The following is a 13,742-nucleotide window of genomic DNA, read 5'->3' as shown; positions in this document are numbered from 1 at the left end:
TCCGCGCCACGTTCCGTGGCGTGGGCCGTCCGCCCGCCCTACCTCGAGGAGCGACGTTGGCCACCATCAGCACCCCGCACTACCTGTTCGATCGGGCCAAGCGACGTCTCAAGCCGACACCGGTGAACATCCCCGGCATGGCGGCGGTGGACAAGCGGCTCCGGGAGAAAGACTGGGATCAGATCGTGCTGGCCGAGCCGCCACCCGGCAGCGGCCTCAAGCCCGTGGTCGGCGACTCGGGGCTGCCCATCCTCGGCCACATGATCGAGATCTTCCGCGGCGGCCCGGATTTCGTGCTGGAGATCTACCGCAAGCACGGCCCGGTCTACTACGCGAAGTCCCCCGCACTGTCGTCGGTGATGCTGCTGGGGCCCGACGCAACCCAGGCGGTGTTCACCAACCGCAACAAGGACTTCTCGCAGCGCGGCTGGGATCCGGTCATCGGACCGTTCCTGGACGGCGGCCTGATGCTGCTCGATTTCGACGAACACCTCTACCACCGGCGGATCATGCAGGAGGCGTTCACCCGGCCCCGGCTGGCCGGCTACATCCCGCATATCGACTCGGTGTCGACGCGGGTGCTGGCCGACGACTGGGTCGCCGACGATCCGCGCTTCCTGAGCTACCCGGCGTTCAAGAAACTGACGCTGGACATCGCCTCCGAGGTCTTCATGGGTCATCCGGCCGGCACCGACCACAAGCTGGTGACGACCATCAACGAGGCGTTCACCATGGTCACCCGGGCCGGCAACGCGATCGTCCGCAAGCCGGTGCCGCCGCTGACCTGGTGGCGCGGCATCCGGGCCCGCAAGGTCCTGGAGGACTATTTCGCCGGCCGGATCGCCGAGAAACGCCGGTCGGCCAGCAACGACATGTTCAGCGTGCTGTGCCACGCCCAGGACGAGGAGGGGCGCAGCTTCACCGACGAGCAGGTCATCGCGCACATGATCTTCCTGATGATGGCGGCGCACGACACCACCACCTCGACGCTGACCACGATGGCCTACCACCTGGCCGCCAACCCCGAGTGGCAGCAGCGCTGCCGCGACGAATCGGCCCACATCGGCGACGCACCGCTGGACATCGACACGCTGGAACAGCTGGAGACCTACGACCTGGTGATCAACGAGTCGCTGCGGATGCAGACCCCGCTGCCGTTCAACTTCCGGCAGGCGGTGCGCGACACCGAGGTCATGGGCCACTTCATCCCGGCCGGTACCGACGTGGTCACCTGGCCGGGGATCAACCATCGGCTGCCGGAACTATGGACCGACCCGGAGCGGTTCGACCCGGAGCGGTTCGCCGCACCACGCAGCGAACACAAGCGGCACCGGTATGCGTTCGCGCCGTTCGGCGGCGGCGCGCACAAGTGCATCGGCATGGTGTTCGGCCAGTTCGAGATCAAGACCGTCATGCACCGGCTGCTGAGCCGCTACCGGCTGGAACTACCGCATCCGGGGTACCGGCCCACCTACGACTACGGCGGGATGGCGGTGCCGGTCGACGGCATGCCGCTGAGGTTGCGGCCGCTGTAGCTCTCAGGCCAGCGCCAGGAACAGCTTTTCCAGCTCGTCCTGGCTCAGTGGCGGCTGCTGGCCGTCCTCCTGGACGCCGAGCACGCATTCGCGCAGCCCGGTGGCCACGATCTTGAACCCCGCCCGGTCCAGCGCCTTGGACACCGCGGCGAGCTGGGTCACGATGTCCTTGCAGTCGCGGCCCGCTTCGATCATCGAAATGACGCCCGCCAGCTGCCCCTGGGCACGCCGCAGCCGGTTGAGCACCGCGGCAATCGCATCTTCGTCGGCCAACATGGTCAGCTCCTCATCCGAGAACAGTTGATGTCAGTGTACCCACGGGGGTATCTGTGCGCCTCACGTCGCGACCACCCCGCCGCCCAGCCAGCGACGCAGCGGGCAGTGTCCGGTGCGGGCACACACCAGCTGAGCGGCCATGGCCGCCACCGTCAGGGCGGCGATGCCCAGGCCCAGCGCCGGATGCACCTCGGCGCCCAGCACGAACGCGGCCATCAGCAGCACGAACCAGCCGAACAGGGACCGCAGCCGCTCCGGCGGGATCCGCTCGGCCAGCGGAGCGCCGATCAGCGCACCGATCACCGCCGCGGCGGTGATCATCCCGGCCACCGGCCAGTCGATCCCGACCGACGCCAGGTGGCCACCCAGCCCGGCGAACGACTGCATGGCGATGATCAACAGCGAGGTGCCCACCGCGGACTGCATCGGCAGCCCCGCCAGCAGCGCCAACGCGGGGACCAGCAGGAATCCCCCGCCGGCGCCCACCAGGCCGCTGATCACACCGACCACCGCACCGAGCATCACCGCCCGGACCGGGCGCAGCGGATGGTCCTCGGCGGCGGCCGTGCGCGGCCTCAGCATGGCTACTCCCGCACCGATCATCACCACCGCGAACATCACCAGCAGCACCGAGCCGGGGATGTAGTGCGACAGCAGGCCACCGGCGTATGCGCCGGCCATCGCCGCGACGCCGAAGATCGCCGCGACCTTCCACCGGACCTGACCGGCCCGCGCGTAGCTGATCACGGCGACAACGCTGGTCACGCCGACGACCAGCAGCGACGTCGCGATCGCGTCGTTGGGCGACTGCCCGGCGACGTAGACCAGCAGCGGCACCATCAGGATCGCGCCGCCACCGCCGAGCAGGCCGAGGCTCACCCCGACCAGCACCGACAGTGCGACGGCCAACCAGATCACGACGACACCGGTCCCGTGCTCATCGACAACCTCCCTCGGCGCATACCCGGCAGGGTATGTTCACCACCCACTGTATACCCAACGGGGTATATTGGCGACATGGTTTCGCGGCGGCCTCGCCGCGAGCGACCGACGAACCCGAGGAGCCCGACGATGTGTTACCCCGTCACCTGCCCCAAATGCGGCAAGACCACCTGGGACGGCTGCGGCCTGCATGTCGACGAGGTGCGGGCCAAGGTGCCGCTGCAGCAGTGGTGCACCTGCCCGCGCAAGTGAGCGTCGCTGTCGGCTACGCGTCGGGCTACGACGAGCCGCGCATGCGGTGCCGCAAGAATTTCCACAGATAGCCCGGCACGCCGACAGCCGGAACCGCCTTGGGCCAGGAGTTGGCCCGCAGATAGGCGTCCGAGCCACCGTCGACGAAAATGACGCTGCCGCACAGGAAGTCGGCGGCGTCCGAGAGCATGAACAGCATCCAGTCGGCGAGTTGCCCGGGATCGCCGAAGTCGCCGACGGGTACCGGGAAAGCCCGGATGGCCCGGGCCTCGCTCGGGGTCGCCAGCTGCTTCTCCAGCAGCGGGGTCAAGATCGCGCCCGGTGCGATGGCATTGAGCCGGATGCCCGCACCCACCCAGGGGTCGGTCACCGCGGTGCGGCGCACCCAGCGCGACACCGCGATCTTGGATGCGGCATACGCCAGCGACGGCGCCGCCGGCCCGTACCAGCGCATCACCCCGGCCGCCTTCTCGGCGTCCCCGGCCAGCAGCGCCCGGATGGCCCGCCGCGGCACCATCGGCACGGTGGTCGTTGAATTACTGGCCACCACAACGACTTTCACCGGAGCCTCGACCGCTGCCGCGGCCAGCGCCGGCCGCCATGCCGTCAGCAATTCCACCACACCGGCGTAGTTGATCTCGAAGATCAGCCGGGCCCGCCCGGCACCCGGTGTGGGTCCGACACCGGCGGCCAGCACCGCCCCGTCCAGCCGGCCGCCGCAGGCGGCCAGCACCCCGGCGATCGCGGTGACCCGGCCCGCGGGCGTGGAAAGATCGGCGACGACGTCGGCGTCGCGCAGATCCACGCCGATCACGGTGTGCCCGGCGGCCGTCAGCCTGCCGGCGACCTGCGCACCCATCCCCGACGCCGAACCGGTTACCGCGTAGACACCCATCGATTTCCCCTCATCAGTGTTAGAGCCACCAGGAAGATAACGCCTCGAGGTGGCGCCGGGACCGGTGCCGGGCCAGCCCGTCGTCGCCGGCGACGACCGCCTCCAGGATCTTGGCGTGGGCCAGGTCGACCTGGGCGGCGTCCTCGGGTCCGGGGACCGGCTGGTCCCCCTGAGCCGCCCAGTGCCGGCGGAAGAGTTCGACAAGGATCCGCAGAAACAGGGTGAGCACGCTGTTCCCGGCCAATTCGGCCATCCCGGTGTGGAAGTTCGCCTCGGCGGCGTCGGTGTGCTGCGGATCGTGGGCGGCGGTGTGCACCGCCGAGGCCACCGTGCCCGGTCCCAGGGCTGGCAGTACGAGATCCCCAGCCGCGACACCGGCGGCCACGGTGGCCACCGCGTCGATCTCGATGGCGTCGCGGACCACCTGCAGGTCCTCCCGGCTGGGCCGGCGGTACTCCAGATACAGCGCCACGGTGTCGATACTCGCCTGCGGCTCCGGTGCGGTCACCACCAGACCGCCGCCCGGTCCCCGGCGCATCCGGGCCACCGTGTGGAACTCCAGGATCCGGATCGCCTCGCGCAGCACCGATCGGCTGACCCCGTACCGATCCAGTAGGTCCGCCTCGGCGCCCACCACCGCACCCGGTACCCAGCCGGCGCCGACGATGTCTTCGGAGATGGTGGCGGCCAGCGTCTCGGCCCGCTTGTCGCCGGCTCCAGAGGGGGCGATCGTCCGCCGCGGCGCCCCCGGGCTGCGCCCGGCCAGCAGGCCGGCGACGGTGTCCAGGTGCCGGCTGGTCACGGTGGTGGCTTTCACCCGGTCCCCGGCGGTCACCGCCGCGATGATGTCGTCGTGATCGGCGGCCATCGCGGCCAGCGCCCGTCGGCCGGCCGCCGCCCCGGATTCCGCGGCCGCGGCGTAGCGCACTGTCATCCGGCTGAGCACATCGGTGAACAACGCCAGCACCGGATTGCCGGTCAGCTCGGCCAGCACCACATGGATGTCGTCGTGCACCGGACCGGAGCGGTCGGAGGCCAGCAAGGCCCGCAGGCTTCTGATCCCGGCTTCGTCGATGCGCTCGGCGGCCAGGCCCGAGGCCAGCGGCTCCAGCAGCCGTCGGGCACCGAGCACCTCGTCGAGGGTGGTGCCGGCGTACGCCAGGTAGCTGACCACCGCGCGGGTGGCCGGGCGGGCGTCGGGCTCGGTGACGATCAGCCCGCCGCCGGGACCGCGGCGCATCCGGGCCACCTGGTGATGCTCGACGAGGCGCACCGCCTCGCGCAGCACCGAGCGGCTCACCCCGTAGCGCTGCTGCAGCGCCGCCTCCGAACCGAGCGAGGCGCCCACCGGCCAGCCGGTCGCGATCACCTCGGCCTCGATACCGCGGGCGATCTCGGCGGCCAGGCTCACTTGATCAGCGGGTCTCGCGGCATGCCCAGGATCCGCTCGGCGATCTGATTGCGGGTCACCTCCGAGGTACCACCGGCGATGGCCATCGCCCGGGCGCCCATGGTCAGCTGGATGGCCGGGGCCGCGGGTCCATCGGTGACGGCCATCTCCGGTCCCATCAGCGCCGACCAGATCGCCCCGCACTCACCCATGTGCTCGGCGAGCTTGAGCTTGGTGATATTGCCCTCCGGGCCGGGTCCGGTGCCCTCGATGCTGCGCACCGCGCGGCGCAGGTTCAGCAACCGCATCGCGTGATCGTCGGCGATGAAGTTGCCGGTGCGAATCTTCGCCCCGGCCAACCGATGCCCGTGCTCGGCGACCACCGAGACCAGCGCCCTCGGGTCGACCCCGGCGATGCCCGCGCCACCACCGATGCTCACCCGCTCATTGCCCAGGGTGGCCCGGGCCACGGTCCAGCCGCTGTTGGGTTCGCCGACCACGTCCTCGTCGGGCACGAACACGTCGTTGAAGAAGACCTCGTTGAATTCGGCTCCGCCGCTGAGCATCCGCAGCGGCCGGACCTCGACGCCGGGCGACTTCATGTCGATGATGACGGTCGTGATGCCGGCGTGCTTGCCCGCGTCCGGGTCGGTACGGACGGTGGCCAGGCCACGGCGGCAGTAGTGCGCGCCGGACGTCCACACCTTCTGCCCGTTGATCTTCCAGCCACCGTCGACCCGCACGGCGCGGGTCTTGATCGCCGCGGCGTCCGATCCGGCGTCCGGCTCGGAGAACAGCTGGCACCAGATCTCGTCCTTGCGCAGCGCCTTGTCCACGAATCGGTCGATCTGCGAAGGGGTTCCGTGCTGGATCAGGGTGAGGATCACCCAGCCGGTGATGCCGTAGTCCGGTCGTTTGACCCCGGCCGCGCGGAATTCCTCCTCGATGACCAGTTGCTCGACGGCATCGGCGGCACGGCCGAAAGGCTTGGGCCAGTGCGGCATGACGTAACCGGTGCCGATCAGCTTGTCCATGATCGCCGAACCGGTCGCCTGCGCGATGTGCGCCAGGTCGGCCCGCACACCGTGGCGCAGCGCCTCGGCGGCGGCGGGCAGGTCCAGGCTGTTGGCCCGCTGCACCCCGGCGGCGGTCAGGTCGAACACGTCGCCGGCCGGGCCGTCGCCGCCGAACAGCCCGCGCACCGCCAGGGCGCGCCGCCAGTGCAGATGCGCGTCGTGCTCCCATGTGTAGCCGATACCGCCGTGCACCTGGATGTTGAGCTCGGCGTTTTTGGCGTAGGCCGGCAGCGCTTCGGCGGCGGCGGCGGCGGCCATCAGCTGGAACTCCGGGCCGGAGTCGGCGGCGGCGCGGGCCGCGTCCCACACCACGGCGATGGCGGATTCGGCGGCCACCAGCATGTTCGCGCAGTGATGCTTGATCGCCTGGAAGGTGGCGATGGTGCGGCCGAACTGTTCGCGCACCTTCGCGTAGTCGACGGCCGCGGTCACGCAGTCCGACGCGCCGCCGACGGCTTCGGCGGCGATCAAGGTGCGGGCCAGCGCCAGCGCCGTGTCCCGGCCGCCGACCAGGATGTCGTCGTCGGTGACGGCGACGCCGGTCAACCGGACCCGGCCGCAGCGGCGCGACGGATCCAGGTTCTCGGGAATCTCCACCGACACCCCGGCGCGGTGTCGTTCCAGGACCAACACGTCGTCGCCGGCGGTCAGCAGCAGCACATCGGCCAGTGCGGCGCCCAGCACCAGGCCGGCGTCGCCGTCGGCCACCCCGTCGGCCACGGTGATCGCGGTGTCGAAGCCGATACCGGCCGTGCGGGTGCCGTCGATCAGCCCGGGCAGCAGGCGATCCCGCTGATCGGGGGTGCCGCACGCGTCGATGGCGGCGGATGTGGCGACCGTCGGGACGAACGGCCCCGGCGCGACGGCGCGGCCGAGTTCCTCGACGACCACCACCAGTTCGGGCAGGCCGAATCCGGACCCGCCGTAGGACTCGGGTAGGTGCAGACCCAGCCAGCCGAGATCGGCCAGCGCCGGCCAGAACGCGGGCAGTGCCTCCGACGGGGCCTCCAGCAGCGCGCGTGCGCCGGCGCGGGCCTGCTGCGCGGTCAGGAAGTCACGCGCGACCGAGGCGAGCTCGCGGTGGTCGTCGGTCAGTGCAATGCCCATTCGGAATCCACCTGTCTCAGGGTCGGTCGGCGCGGTCGCAGTTGGCTGCTCTCTCGGCAATGAGTGTACTTATTTTGCCGAGGCCCGGCCGGTGATTCCGGCCGGGCCCGGGCCGTCGGATCAGCGCGGCGCGAACCGCTGGCCCGCGTCCAGACGCAGGCACTGCCCGTTGAGCATCGGGTTGTCCACGATCGCCGCCACCAGCTTGGCGTACTCCTCGGGCCGGCCCAGCCGCTTCGGGAAGGCGGCGTCCTTGGTCAGCTGCTTGGCGAACTCGTCGGGAATGCCCTGGGTCAGGCCGGTGGCGAACAGGCTGGGCGCGATGCCGAGCACCCGGATGCCGACCGACCCGAGGTCGCGGGCCATGGTCAGGCACATGCCGGCGATGCCGGCCTTGGCCGCGGTGTAGGCGACCTGGCCGATCTGGCCTTCGAAGGCGGCGATCGAAGCGGTGTTGATGATGACGCCGCGCTCCTCGTCCTCCGGCTCGTTGTTCGCCATGTGAGCTGCGGAAATCCGGCTGATGTTGAAGGTCGCCACCAGGTTCAGGTCGATGGTGGACCGGAAGCTGTCCAGGCTGTGCGGCCCGTTCTTGCCCAGCGTCTTCTCCGCGATACCGCCACCGGCGGTGGTGACGACGACGTGCAGACCACCCAGGTCGGCGACGGCCTGATTGATGATCGCCTCAGTGCCCTCGAAGTCGGTGACGTCGACCGGGTAGAAGGTGCCGCCCAAACCCTCGGCGACCGCCTTGCCGTCGGAGTTCTCGCGGTCCAGCACCGCCACCGACGCGCCCTTGGCCGCCAGCAGTTCGGCCGACGCCCGGCCCATGCCGGACGCGCCGCCGATGACGATGGCCTTCTTGCCGTTGATTTCCATGTGCACCTTCTTCCGAGGATGGGATGTGACTGACAAAATACCGCGTCAATGTAACGCTCGTGGCACAGGGGCTCAGAATTGAGTATCCGGTTCTCAGTAGGGCGGGTGCGCCTGGACGGTCGGTGACAAGATCAACTGACCTTTTGCGATCGCACACCTCGGAGGACCAGACCCGTGGCAACACCGTCGGCCGCACTGCCGGAGCAATTGACGGGAACTCCCGGCGAGATCACCCGCATCCGCACCGACCCCGCGCTGCCGCCGGTGGCGATCATCGACCGCTCCCCGATCAGCGTCGGGCACCGCGTCGTGTTCGCGGTCATCGCGCTGATCGGGGCGCTGGCCTGGACGCTGATCGCGCTGAGCCGCGGCGAAACCGTCAACGCCGTCTGGTTCGTGGCCGCCGCGATCTGCACGTACGTGATCGGCTACCGGTTCTACGCCCGGCTCGTCGAATCCCGCATCGTCAAACCGCGCGACGACCGCGCCACCCCGGCCGAGATCCACGAGAACGGCACCGACTACCTGCCGACCGACCGCCGGGTGCTGTTCGGCCATCACTTCGCCGCGATCGCCGGCGCCGGCCCCCTGGTCGGCCCGGTACTGGCCATGCAGATGGGCTACCTGCCCGGAACCATCTGGATCATCATCGGCGCGGTGGTCGCCGGTTGCGTCCAGGACTACCTGGTGCTGACCATCTCGGTGCGCCGCCGCGGCCGCTCACTGGGCCAGATGGCCCGCGACGAACTGGGCCCGGTCGGCGGAACCGCCGCGATCGTGGCGGTGCTGACCATCATGGTGATCCTGCTGGCGGTCCTGGCCCTGGTCGTCGTCAACGCCCTGGCCGAAAGCCCGTGGGGCGTCTTCTCCATCGCCATGACCATCCCCATCGCCGTGTTCATGGGCTGCTATCTGCGGTTCCTGCGGCCCGGGCGGGTGTCGGAGGTGTCGGTCATCGGCGTCGGGCTGCTGCTGCTCGCGGTGGTCGCCGGTGGTTGGGTCGCCGAAACATCTTGGGGCGCAGACTGGTTCACCCTGTCCAAGATGACGTTGAGCTGGTGCATCATCGGCTACGGGCTGGCCGCCTCGGTGCTGCCGGTGTGGCTGCTGCTGGCCCCGCGCGACTACCTGTCGACGTTCATGAAGGTCGGCACCATCGCCCTGCTGGCCGCCGGGATCGTCCTGGCGCGCCCGGTGATGGCAGCCCCGGCGGTCTCCGATTTCGCCACCCGCGGTGACGGTCCGGTGTTCGCCGGGTCGCTGTTTCCGTTCCTGTTCATCACCATCGCCTGCGGTGCACTGTCGGGCTTTCACTCGCTGATCTCCTCGGGCACCACGCCCAAGCTGCTGGAGAAGGAAAGCCAGATGCGGCTGATCGGCTACGGCGGCATGCTGACCGAATCGTTCGTGGCGATCATGGCGCTGATCACCGCGGCCATCCTCAACCAGCACCTGTACTTCGCCATCAACGCCCCGGGCGCGGCGACCGGCCCGACGGCGGCCACCGCGGCCGATTACGTCAACAACCTCGGGCTGGGGGGGTCGCCGATCACCGCCGAGCAGATCACCGAGGCCGCCGAGGGGGTCGGCGAGGAGTCGATCGTGTCGCGCACCGGCGGAGCACCGACGCTGGCGCTGGGCATGTCCGAGGTGTTGCACCAGGTCTTCGGCGGCACGTCGATGAAGGCGTTCTGGTACCACTTCGCGATCATGTTCGAGGCGCTGTTCATCCTGACCACCGTCGACGCCGGCACCCGGGTGGCCCGGTTCATGACATCGGACGGGTTGGCCAACCTGGGCGGCCCGCTGCGCCGGTTGCGCGACCCGAGCTGGCGCATCGGCGCCTGGGCGTGCAGCCTGGCGGTGGTGGCTGCCTGGGGCTCCATCCTGCTGATGGGCGTCGGCGACCCACTGGGCGGGATCAACACCCTGTTCCCGTTGTTCGGCATCGCCAACCAGCTGCTGGCCGCCATCGCGCTGACGGTGGCCACCGTGGTGGTGATCAAACGCGGGCTGCTGCGCTGGGCCTGGATTCCCGGGCTGCCGCTGGCCTGGGACCTGACCGTGACGATGACGGCGTCCTGGCAGAAGATTTTCTCCGCCGACCCGAAACTGGGCTACTGGAAACAGCATTCGCTCTACCGTGAGGCTCGCGAGGCGGGGGCGTCGCAGTTCGGGGCCGCCAAGTCACCCGGCCAGATCGACGCGGTGATCCGCAACACCTTCATCCAGGGCAGCCTGTCGATCCTGTTCGCCACGCTGGTTTTGGTGGTGGTGCTCGCCGGTGTCGTCGCCGCGGTGCGGTCGGTGCGCGGGACCGGCCACCCGCTGTCCGAGGACGACCCGGTTCCCTCGCGGCTGTTCGCCCCGTCCGGACTGATCCCCACCGAGGCCGAGAAGGAGGTGACGAGGCAGTGGCAGGACTACTGGCGCGCGCACGGCGAATCGGCGCGGGAATCGGTTGGTACACCGCATCATTGATGGGCGACAACCACTACCAGCGTTACCTCGAACACCGGCGCCGGGCACATCCGGGTGAACCGGTGTGTTCCGAGGCACAGTACTGGCGCATGCGGCACGCCGCCGCCGACGCCGACCCGGGTGCCCGCTGCTGCTGAACCGGCACGCAGGGGCCCGCCCGAGCCGCATGATTGACCGGTGCCCGACAACACCGAGAAGGCCCGCAAGGTCGGCTATCCGCTGGCCACCTACCGCTACGTCCGGCTGATCCTGGTCGCGGTGGTCGCCGCGCTGTTCGCCTCGGTCACCCTGACCGCGAAGGCGGCGCAGTGGTGCTGGCAGCCGTCGATCAGCGCGTTCTACTACACCCACGCCCACGCGGTGTTCATCGGCGCGCTGTGTGCCACCGGCGTCTGCCTGATCGCCTACAAGGGGATGAACCGGACCGAGGACATCCTGCTGAACTTCTCCGGCTTCCTGGCCCTGGTGGTGGCACTGGTCCCGACCACCCCGCCCGCGGGCGGGGCTGCCTGCGGCGAGTGGTTGCCGACCGTCGGGGAGCCCTGGGCAGCGGTGGACAACAACATCGGGGCGGTGCTGATCGGCGCGGCGCTGGGCCTACTGGTGTTCGCGGCCGTCCGCGCCGCTGCCGTCCCGCCGCCGCAGTCCGCGGCCGAACTCGCGGCCTCCGACGATACCGAACCGGATGCGCTGGCCCGGATCATCGAGTTCGTGCTGCGCTGGGCGCAGTTGGTGGTGCCGGTGGCCGTCGCCGCAACTCTGGTCGTCGGTGTGGTGTGGTTCTTCGCCGACCGCGCGTCGTTTGCGACCGACGCGCACGGTGCGGCCGCCATTGCCATGTTCGCCGGGATCATCGCCGTCGTCGTGCTCTACGCCTGCTACTCGGCGCAACACTCCTGCCACTGCCACACGCGCGGCTGGTTTGCCGTGTTCTATGCCGTCATCGCCGCCGTGATGACCGTGACCCTGGCCCTGACCGGCTGGGTGCACTACCACCATCCCCAGTGGGAGCACTGGCTGCTGTGGCTTGAAGTTCTGCTCATCACCGAGTTCGCCCTGTTCTGGGCGGTGCAGACCGCGGACTCGTGGAACGGGCCGTACGACGCCCCGATGCCGGCGCTGGTCGGCCACCGGGACTGACAGCCCCGGCCCGGTTCCGGCCCAACGTGCGCAAGGTCACCATGGCCGTGTGCGCGCTCGAGGAGACCTATACGGTCCCGGTGGGATAGGGTGGGTGCAATGCTGGCTCGGTTTCGGCCGTACAGCCAGTGCGTCGTGGAACGCTAATCGCCCCTGATGGCGATGCGTGCAATCCCGCACAAGCTCTTCTTACGGCGAACGATATTGCCCACCGGCAATCTCGCCATCTGTGTCCGCAACCGGCCGATACGCCGTCGGGCACCCACGCTCGGAAAGATCCCAATGACAACCTTCACCGAACTCGGTGTGCCCGCCGCGCTGGTCAGCGCGCTGGCCGCCAACGGAATCACCGAACCCTTCCCCATCCAGGTCGACACCCTGCCCGACACGCTCGCCGGCCGCGACGTGCTGGGCCGCGGCAAGACCGGCAGCGGCAAGACGCTGGCCTTCAGCATTCCCCTGGTCAGCCGCCTGGCCGGGGCTCGGCGCGGCAAGGGTCCGCGCGGCCTGGTGCTCGCCCCCACCCGGGAGCTGGCCACCCAGATCACCGCGACGATCGCACCGTTGGCAAAGGCCGCGGGCCTGACCGTGACCACCATCTTCGGCGGCGTCGCACAGAGCCGCCAGGTCACCGCGCTGCGCGCGGGTGCCGACATCGTGGTGGCCTGCCCGGGCCGCCTGGAGGATCTGATGCGCCAGCGTCTGATCAGCCTGGACGCCGTCGAGATCACCGTCATCGATGAGGCCGACCACATGGCCGACCTCGGCTTCCTGCCCGGAGTGACGCGCATCTTGACGGCCACCCCGGCCGGCGGGCAGCGTCTGCTGTTCTCCGCGACCCTGGACAACGGGGTGGACAAGCTGGTCACCCGGTTCCTGCGCGACGAGGTGCTGCACTCGGTCGACGAGGCGCACTCCCCCGTGGCCGCGATGACCCACCACGTCTTCCACGTCTCCGGAACCGAGGACAAGCGAAAGTTGGTGCACCACCTGGCGTCCGGGACCGGCCGCCGGATCCTGTTCCTGCGCACCAAGCATCAGGCCAAGAAACTGGCCAAGCAGCTGACCGAGGCCGGTGTGCCGTCGGTGGATCTGCACGGCAACCTGTCCCAGCCGGCCCGCGACCGCAACCTGGCCGCGTTCAGCAACGGCGACGCCCGGGTGCTGGTGGCCACCGACATCGCCGCCCGTGGCGTGCACGTCGACGACGTGGAACTCGTCGTGCATGTGGATCCGCCCATGGAGCACAAGGCATATCTGCACCGGTCCGGGCGCACCGCGCGCGCCGGGAACACCGGCGACGTGGTGACGGTGGTGCTGCCCGAGCAGCGCCGCGACACTCAGCAGCTGCTCCGCAAGGCGGGTATCAGCGTTGCGCCGCAACAGGTCTCGTCCACCTCACCGGCGGTTCTGGACCTGGTTGGCGAGCTCGCCCCCCACCGGGCACCCGCTCCCGTCGCCCCGGCCCCGCAGCGTCCGGCCAAGCGGCCGTCGCGCCCGCAGGGCGGACAGGCCCGCCAGGGTGGACAGGCCCGCGGCCAGGGCGGCCGTGGTCGCGGTGGTTCGCCGGCCCGCTCCGGCGGACAGGCCCGCACCGGCGGCCACAGCACTTCGTCTGCGTCGGCCTCGGCCGGCCAGAACCGCGGCGGGCAAGCCCCCACCGGGCAGGCGCGCACCGGGCAGAACAACCAGCAGCGCCGCCGCGCCACCCGCCGTCAGGCCCCGTCGGCCTGACCCTTCGCGTTTGCTCAGAACGCAGGCTGATTTCG

12 protein-coding genes are annotated in these 13,742 nt (G+C 70.0%); 6 read left to right on the top strand and 6 right to left on the bottom strand.

The window, feature by feature from the left end:
- Positions 1-56 precede the first annotated feature (56 nt).
- A complete protein-coding gene (locus tag G6N16_RS09385; RefSeq protein ID WP_083029490.1) occupies positions 57-1,535 on the top strand; it encodes a cytochrome P450 in 1,479 nt (492 codons plus the stop codon).
- A 3-nt stretch (positions 1,536-1,538) separates the two neighbouring features.
- Here the strand turns inward: G6N16_RS09385 and G6N16_RS09380 are convergent, their stop codons facing one another.
- Both G6N16_RS09380 and G6N16_RS09375 read right to left on the bottom strand, forming a co-directional pair.
- On the bottom strand, positions 1,539-1,811 hold the full coding sequence (locus G6N16_RS09380) for a metal-sensitive transcriptional regulator (RefSeq protein WP_083029489.1): 273 nt from the start codon (positions 1,809-1,811) through the stop codon (positions 1,539-1,541).
- A gap of 60 nt (positions 1,812-1,871) precedes the next feature.
- Positions 1,872-2,729 (bottom strand): sulfite exporter TauE/SafE family protein, encoded by an 858-nt coding sequence (locus tag G6N16_RS09375; RefSeq protein ID WP_083029488.1) that lies wholly within the window; start codon positions 2,727-2,729, stop codon positions 1,872-1,874.
- A 153-nt stretch (positions 2,730-2,882) separates the two neighbouring features.
- On the opposite strand from G6N16_RS09375, the gene G6N16_RS21960 reads away from it, so the two are divergent.
- Positions 2,883-3,005: a DUF8730 family Cys-rich protein gene (locus G6N16_RS21960; RefSeq protein ID WP_264026576.1), complete on the top strand. Its 123-nt coding sequence runs from the start codon at positions 2,883-2,885 to the stop codon at positions 3,003-3,005.
- Between the two features lie 25 nt (positions 3,006-3,030).
- On the opposite strand, the gene G6N16_RS09370 is transcribed toward G6N16_RS21960, so the two are convergent.
- The 4 genes from G6N16_RS09370 to G6N16_RS09355 all read right to left on the bottom strand — a co-directional run bounded on the left by G6N16_RS09370 (position 3,031) and on the right by G6N16_RS09355 (position 8,352).
- Positions 3,031-3,900: an SDR family oxidoreductase gene (locus G6N16_RS09370; RefSeq protein WP_083029487.1), complete on the bottom strand. Its 870-nt coding sequence runs from the start codon at positions 3,898-3,900 to the stop codon at positions 3,031-3,033.
- Positions 3,901-3,919: 19 nt separating this feature from the next.
- Positions 3,920-5,311: a FadR/GntR family transcriptional regulator gene (locus G6N16_RS09365; RefSeq protein ID WP_083029486.1), complete on the bottom strand. Its 1,392-nt coding sequence runs from the start codon at positions 5,309-5,311 to the stop codon at positions 3,920-3,922.
- Positions 5,308-7,473 carry an acyl-CoA dehydrogenase family protein gene (locus G6N16_RS09360; RefSeq protein WP_083029485.1) on the bottom strand — a complete coding sequence of 722 codons (2,166 nt, stop codon included), beginning with the start codon at positions 7,471-7,473 and terminating at the stop codon, positions 5,308-5,310. The genes G6N16_RS09365 and G6N16_RS09360 overlap by 4 nt, the downstream gene beginning before the upstream one ends.
- A 120-nt stretch (positions 7,474-7,593) precedes the next feature.
- Entirely contained in the window at positions 7,594-8,352 is a 759-nt protein-coding gene (locus tag G6N16_RS09355) for an SDR family NAD(P)-dependent oxidoreductase (RefSeq protein WP_083029484.1), read from the bottom strand.
- A 174-nt stretch (positions 8,353-8,526) separates the two neighbouring features.
- Here G6N16_RS09355 and G6N16_RS09350 point away from each other — a divergent pair, with 174 nt between their 5' ends.
- From G6N16_RS09350 to G6N16_RS09335, 4 genes are all read left to right on the top strand, one after another.
- Positions 8,527-10,833 carry a carbon starvation CstA family protein gene (locus G6N16_RS09350; RefSeq protein ID WP_083029483.1) on the top strand — a complete coding sequence of 769 codons (2,307 nt, stop codon included), beginning with the start codon at positions 8,527-8,529 and terminating at the stop codon, positions 10,831-10,833.
- A complete protein-coding gene (locus G6N16_RS09345) occupies positions 10,833-10,970 on the top strand; it encodes a YbdD/YjiX family protein (RefSeq protein ID WP_110810734.1) in 138 nt (45 codons plus the stop codon). Before G6N16_RS09350 ends, G6N16_RS09345 begins: the two co-directional genes overlap by 1 nt.
- A gap of 40 nt (positions 10,971-11,010) precedes the next feature.
- Positions 11,011-11,973, top strand: a complete 963-nt coding sequence (locus G6N16_RS09340; protein ID WP_083029481.1) for a hypothetical protein — start codon at positions 11,011-11,013, stop codon at positions 11,971-11,973.
- A 282-nt stretch (positions 11,974-12,255) separates the two neighbouring features.
- The gene (locus G6N16_RS09335; protein ID WP_083029480.1) at positions 12,256-13,707 is read left to right on the top strand and encodes a DEAD/DEAH box helicase; all 1,452 of its coding nucleotides are present in this window, start codon (positions 12,256-12,258) and stop codon (positions 13,705-13,707) included.
- The last annotated feature ends 35 nt before the right edge of the window (positions 13,708-13,742 follow it).

It is taken from the genome of Mycolicibacterium insubricum (genome assembly GCF_010731615.1).
GTDB lineage: Bacteria > Actinomycetota > Actinomycetes > Mycobacteriales > Mycobacteriaceae > Mycobacterium > Mycobacterium insubricum.
The sequence above is the reverse complement of the archived record's forward strand: the minus strand, read 5'-3'. Positions and strand labels throughout refer to the sequence as shown.

What these genes read in the sequence shown, in the direction of transcription:
- G6N16_RS09380 (WP_083029489.1), bottom strand. Translation starts at nt 1,811, where the DNA reads ATGTTGGCCGACGAAGATGCGATTGCCGCGGTGCTCAACCGGCTGCGG.
- G6N16_RS21960 (WP_264026576.1), top strand. Translation starts at nt 2,883, where the DNA reads ATGTGTTACCCCGTCACCTGCCCCAAATGCGGCAAGACCACCTGGGAC.
- G6N16_RS09370 (WP_083029487.1), bottom strand. Translation starts at nt 3,900, where the DNA reads ATGGGTGTCTACGCGGTAACCGGTTCGGCGTCGGGGATGGGTGCGCAG.
- G6N16_RS09360 (WP_083029485.1), bottom strand. Translation starts at nt 7,473, where the DNA reads ATGGGCATTGCACTGACCGACGACCACCGCGAGCTCGCCTCGGTCGCG.
- G6N16_RS09355 (WP_083029484.1), bottom strand. Translation starts at nt 8,352, where the DNA reads ATGGAAATCAACGGCAAGAAGGCCATCGTCATCGGCGGCGCGTCCGGC.
- G6N16_RS09345 (WP_110810734.1), top strand. Translation starts at nt 10,833, where the DNA reads ATGGGCGACAACCACTACCAGCGTTACCTCGAACACCGGCGCCGGGCA.
- G6N16_RS09335 (WP_083029480.1), top strand. Translation starts at nt 12,256, where the DNA reads ATGACAACCTTCACCGAACTCGGTGTGCCCGCCGCGCTGGTCAGCGCG.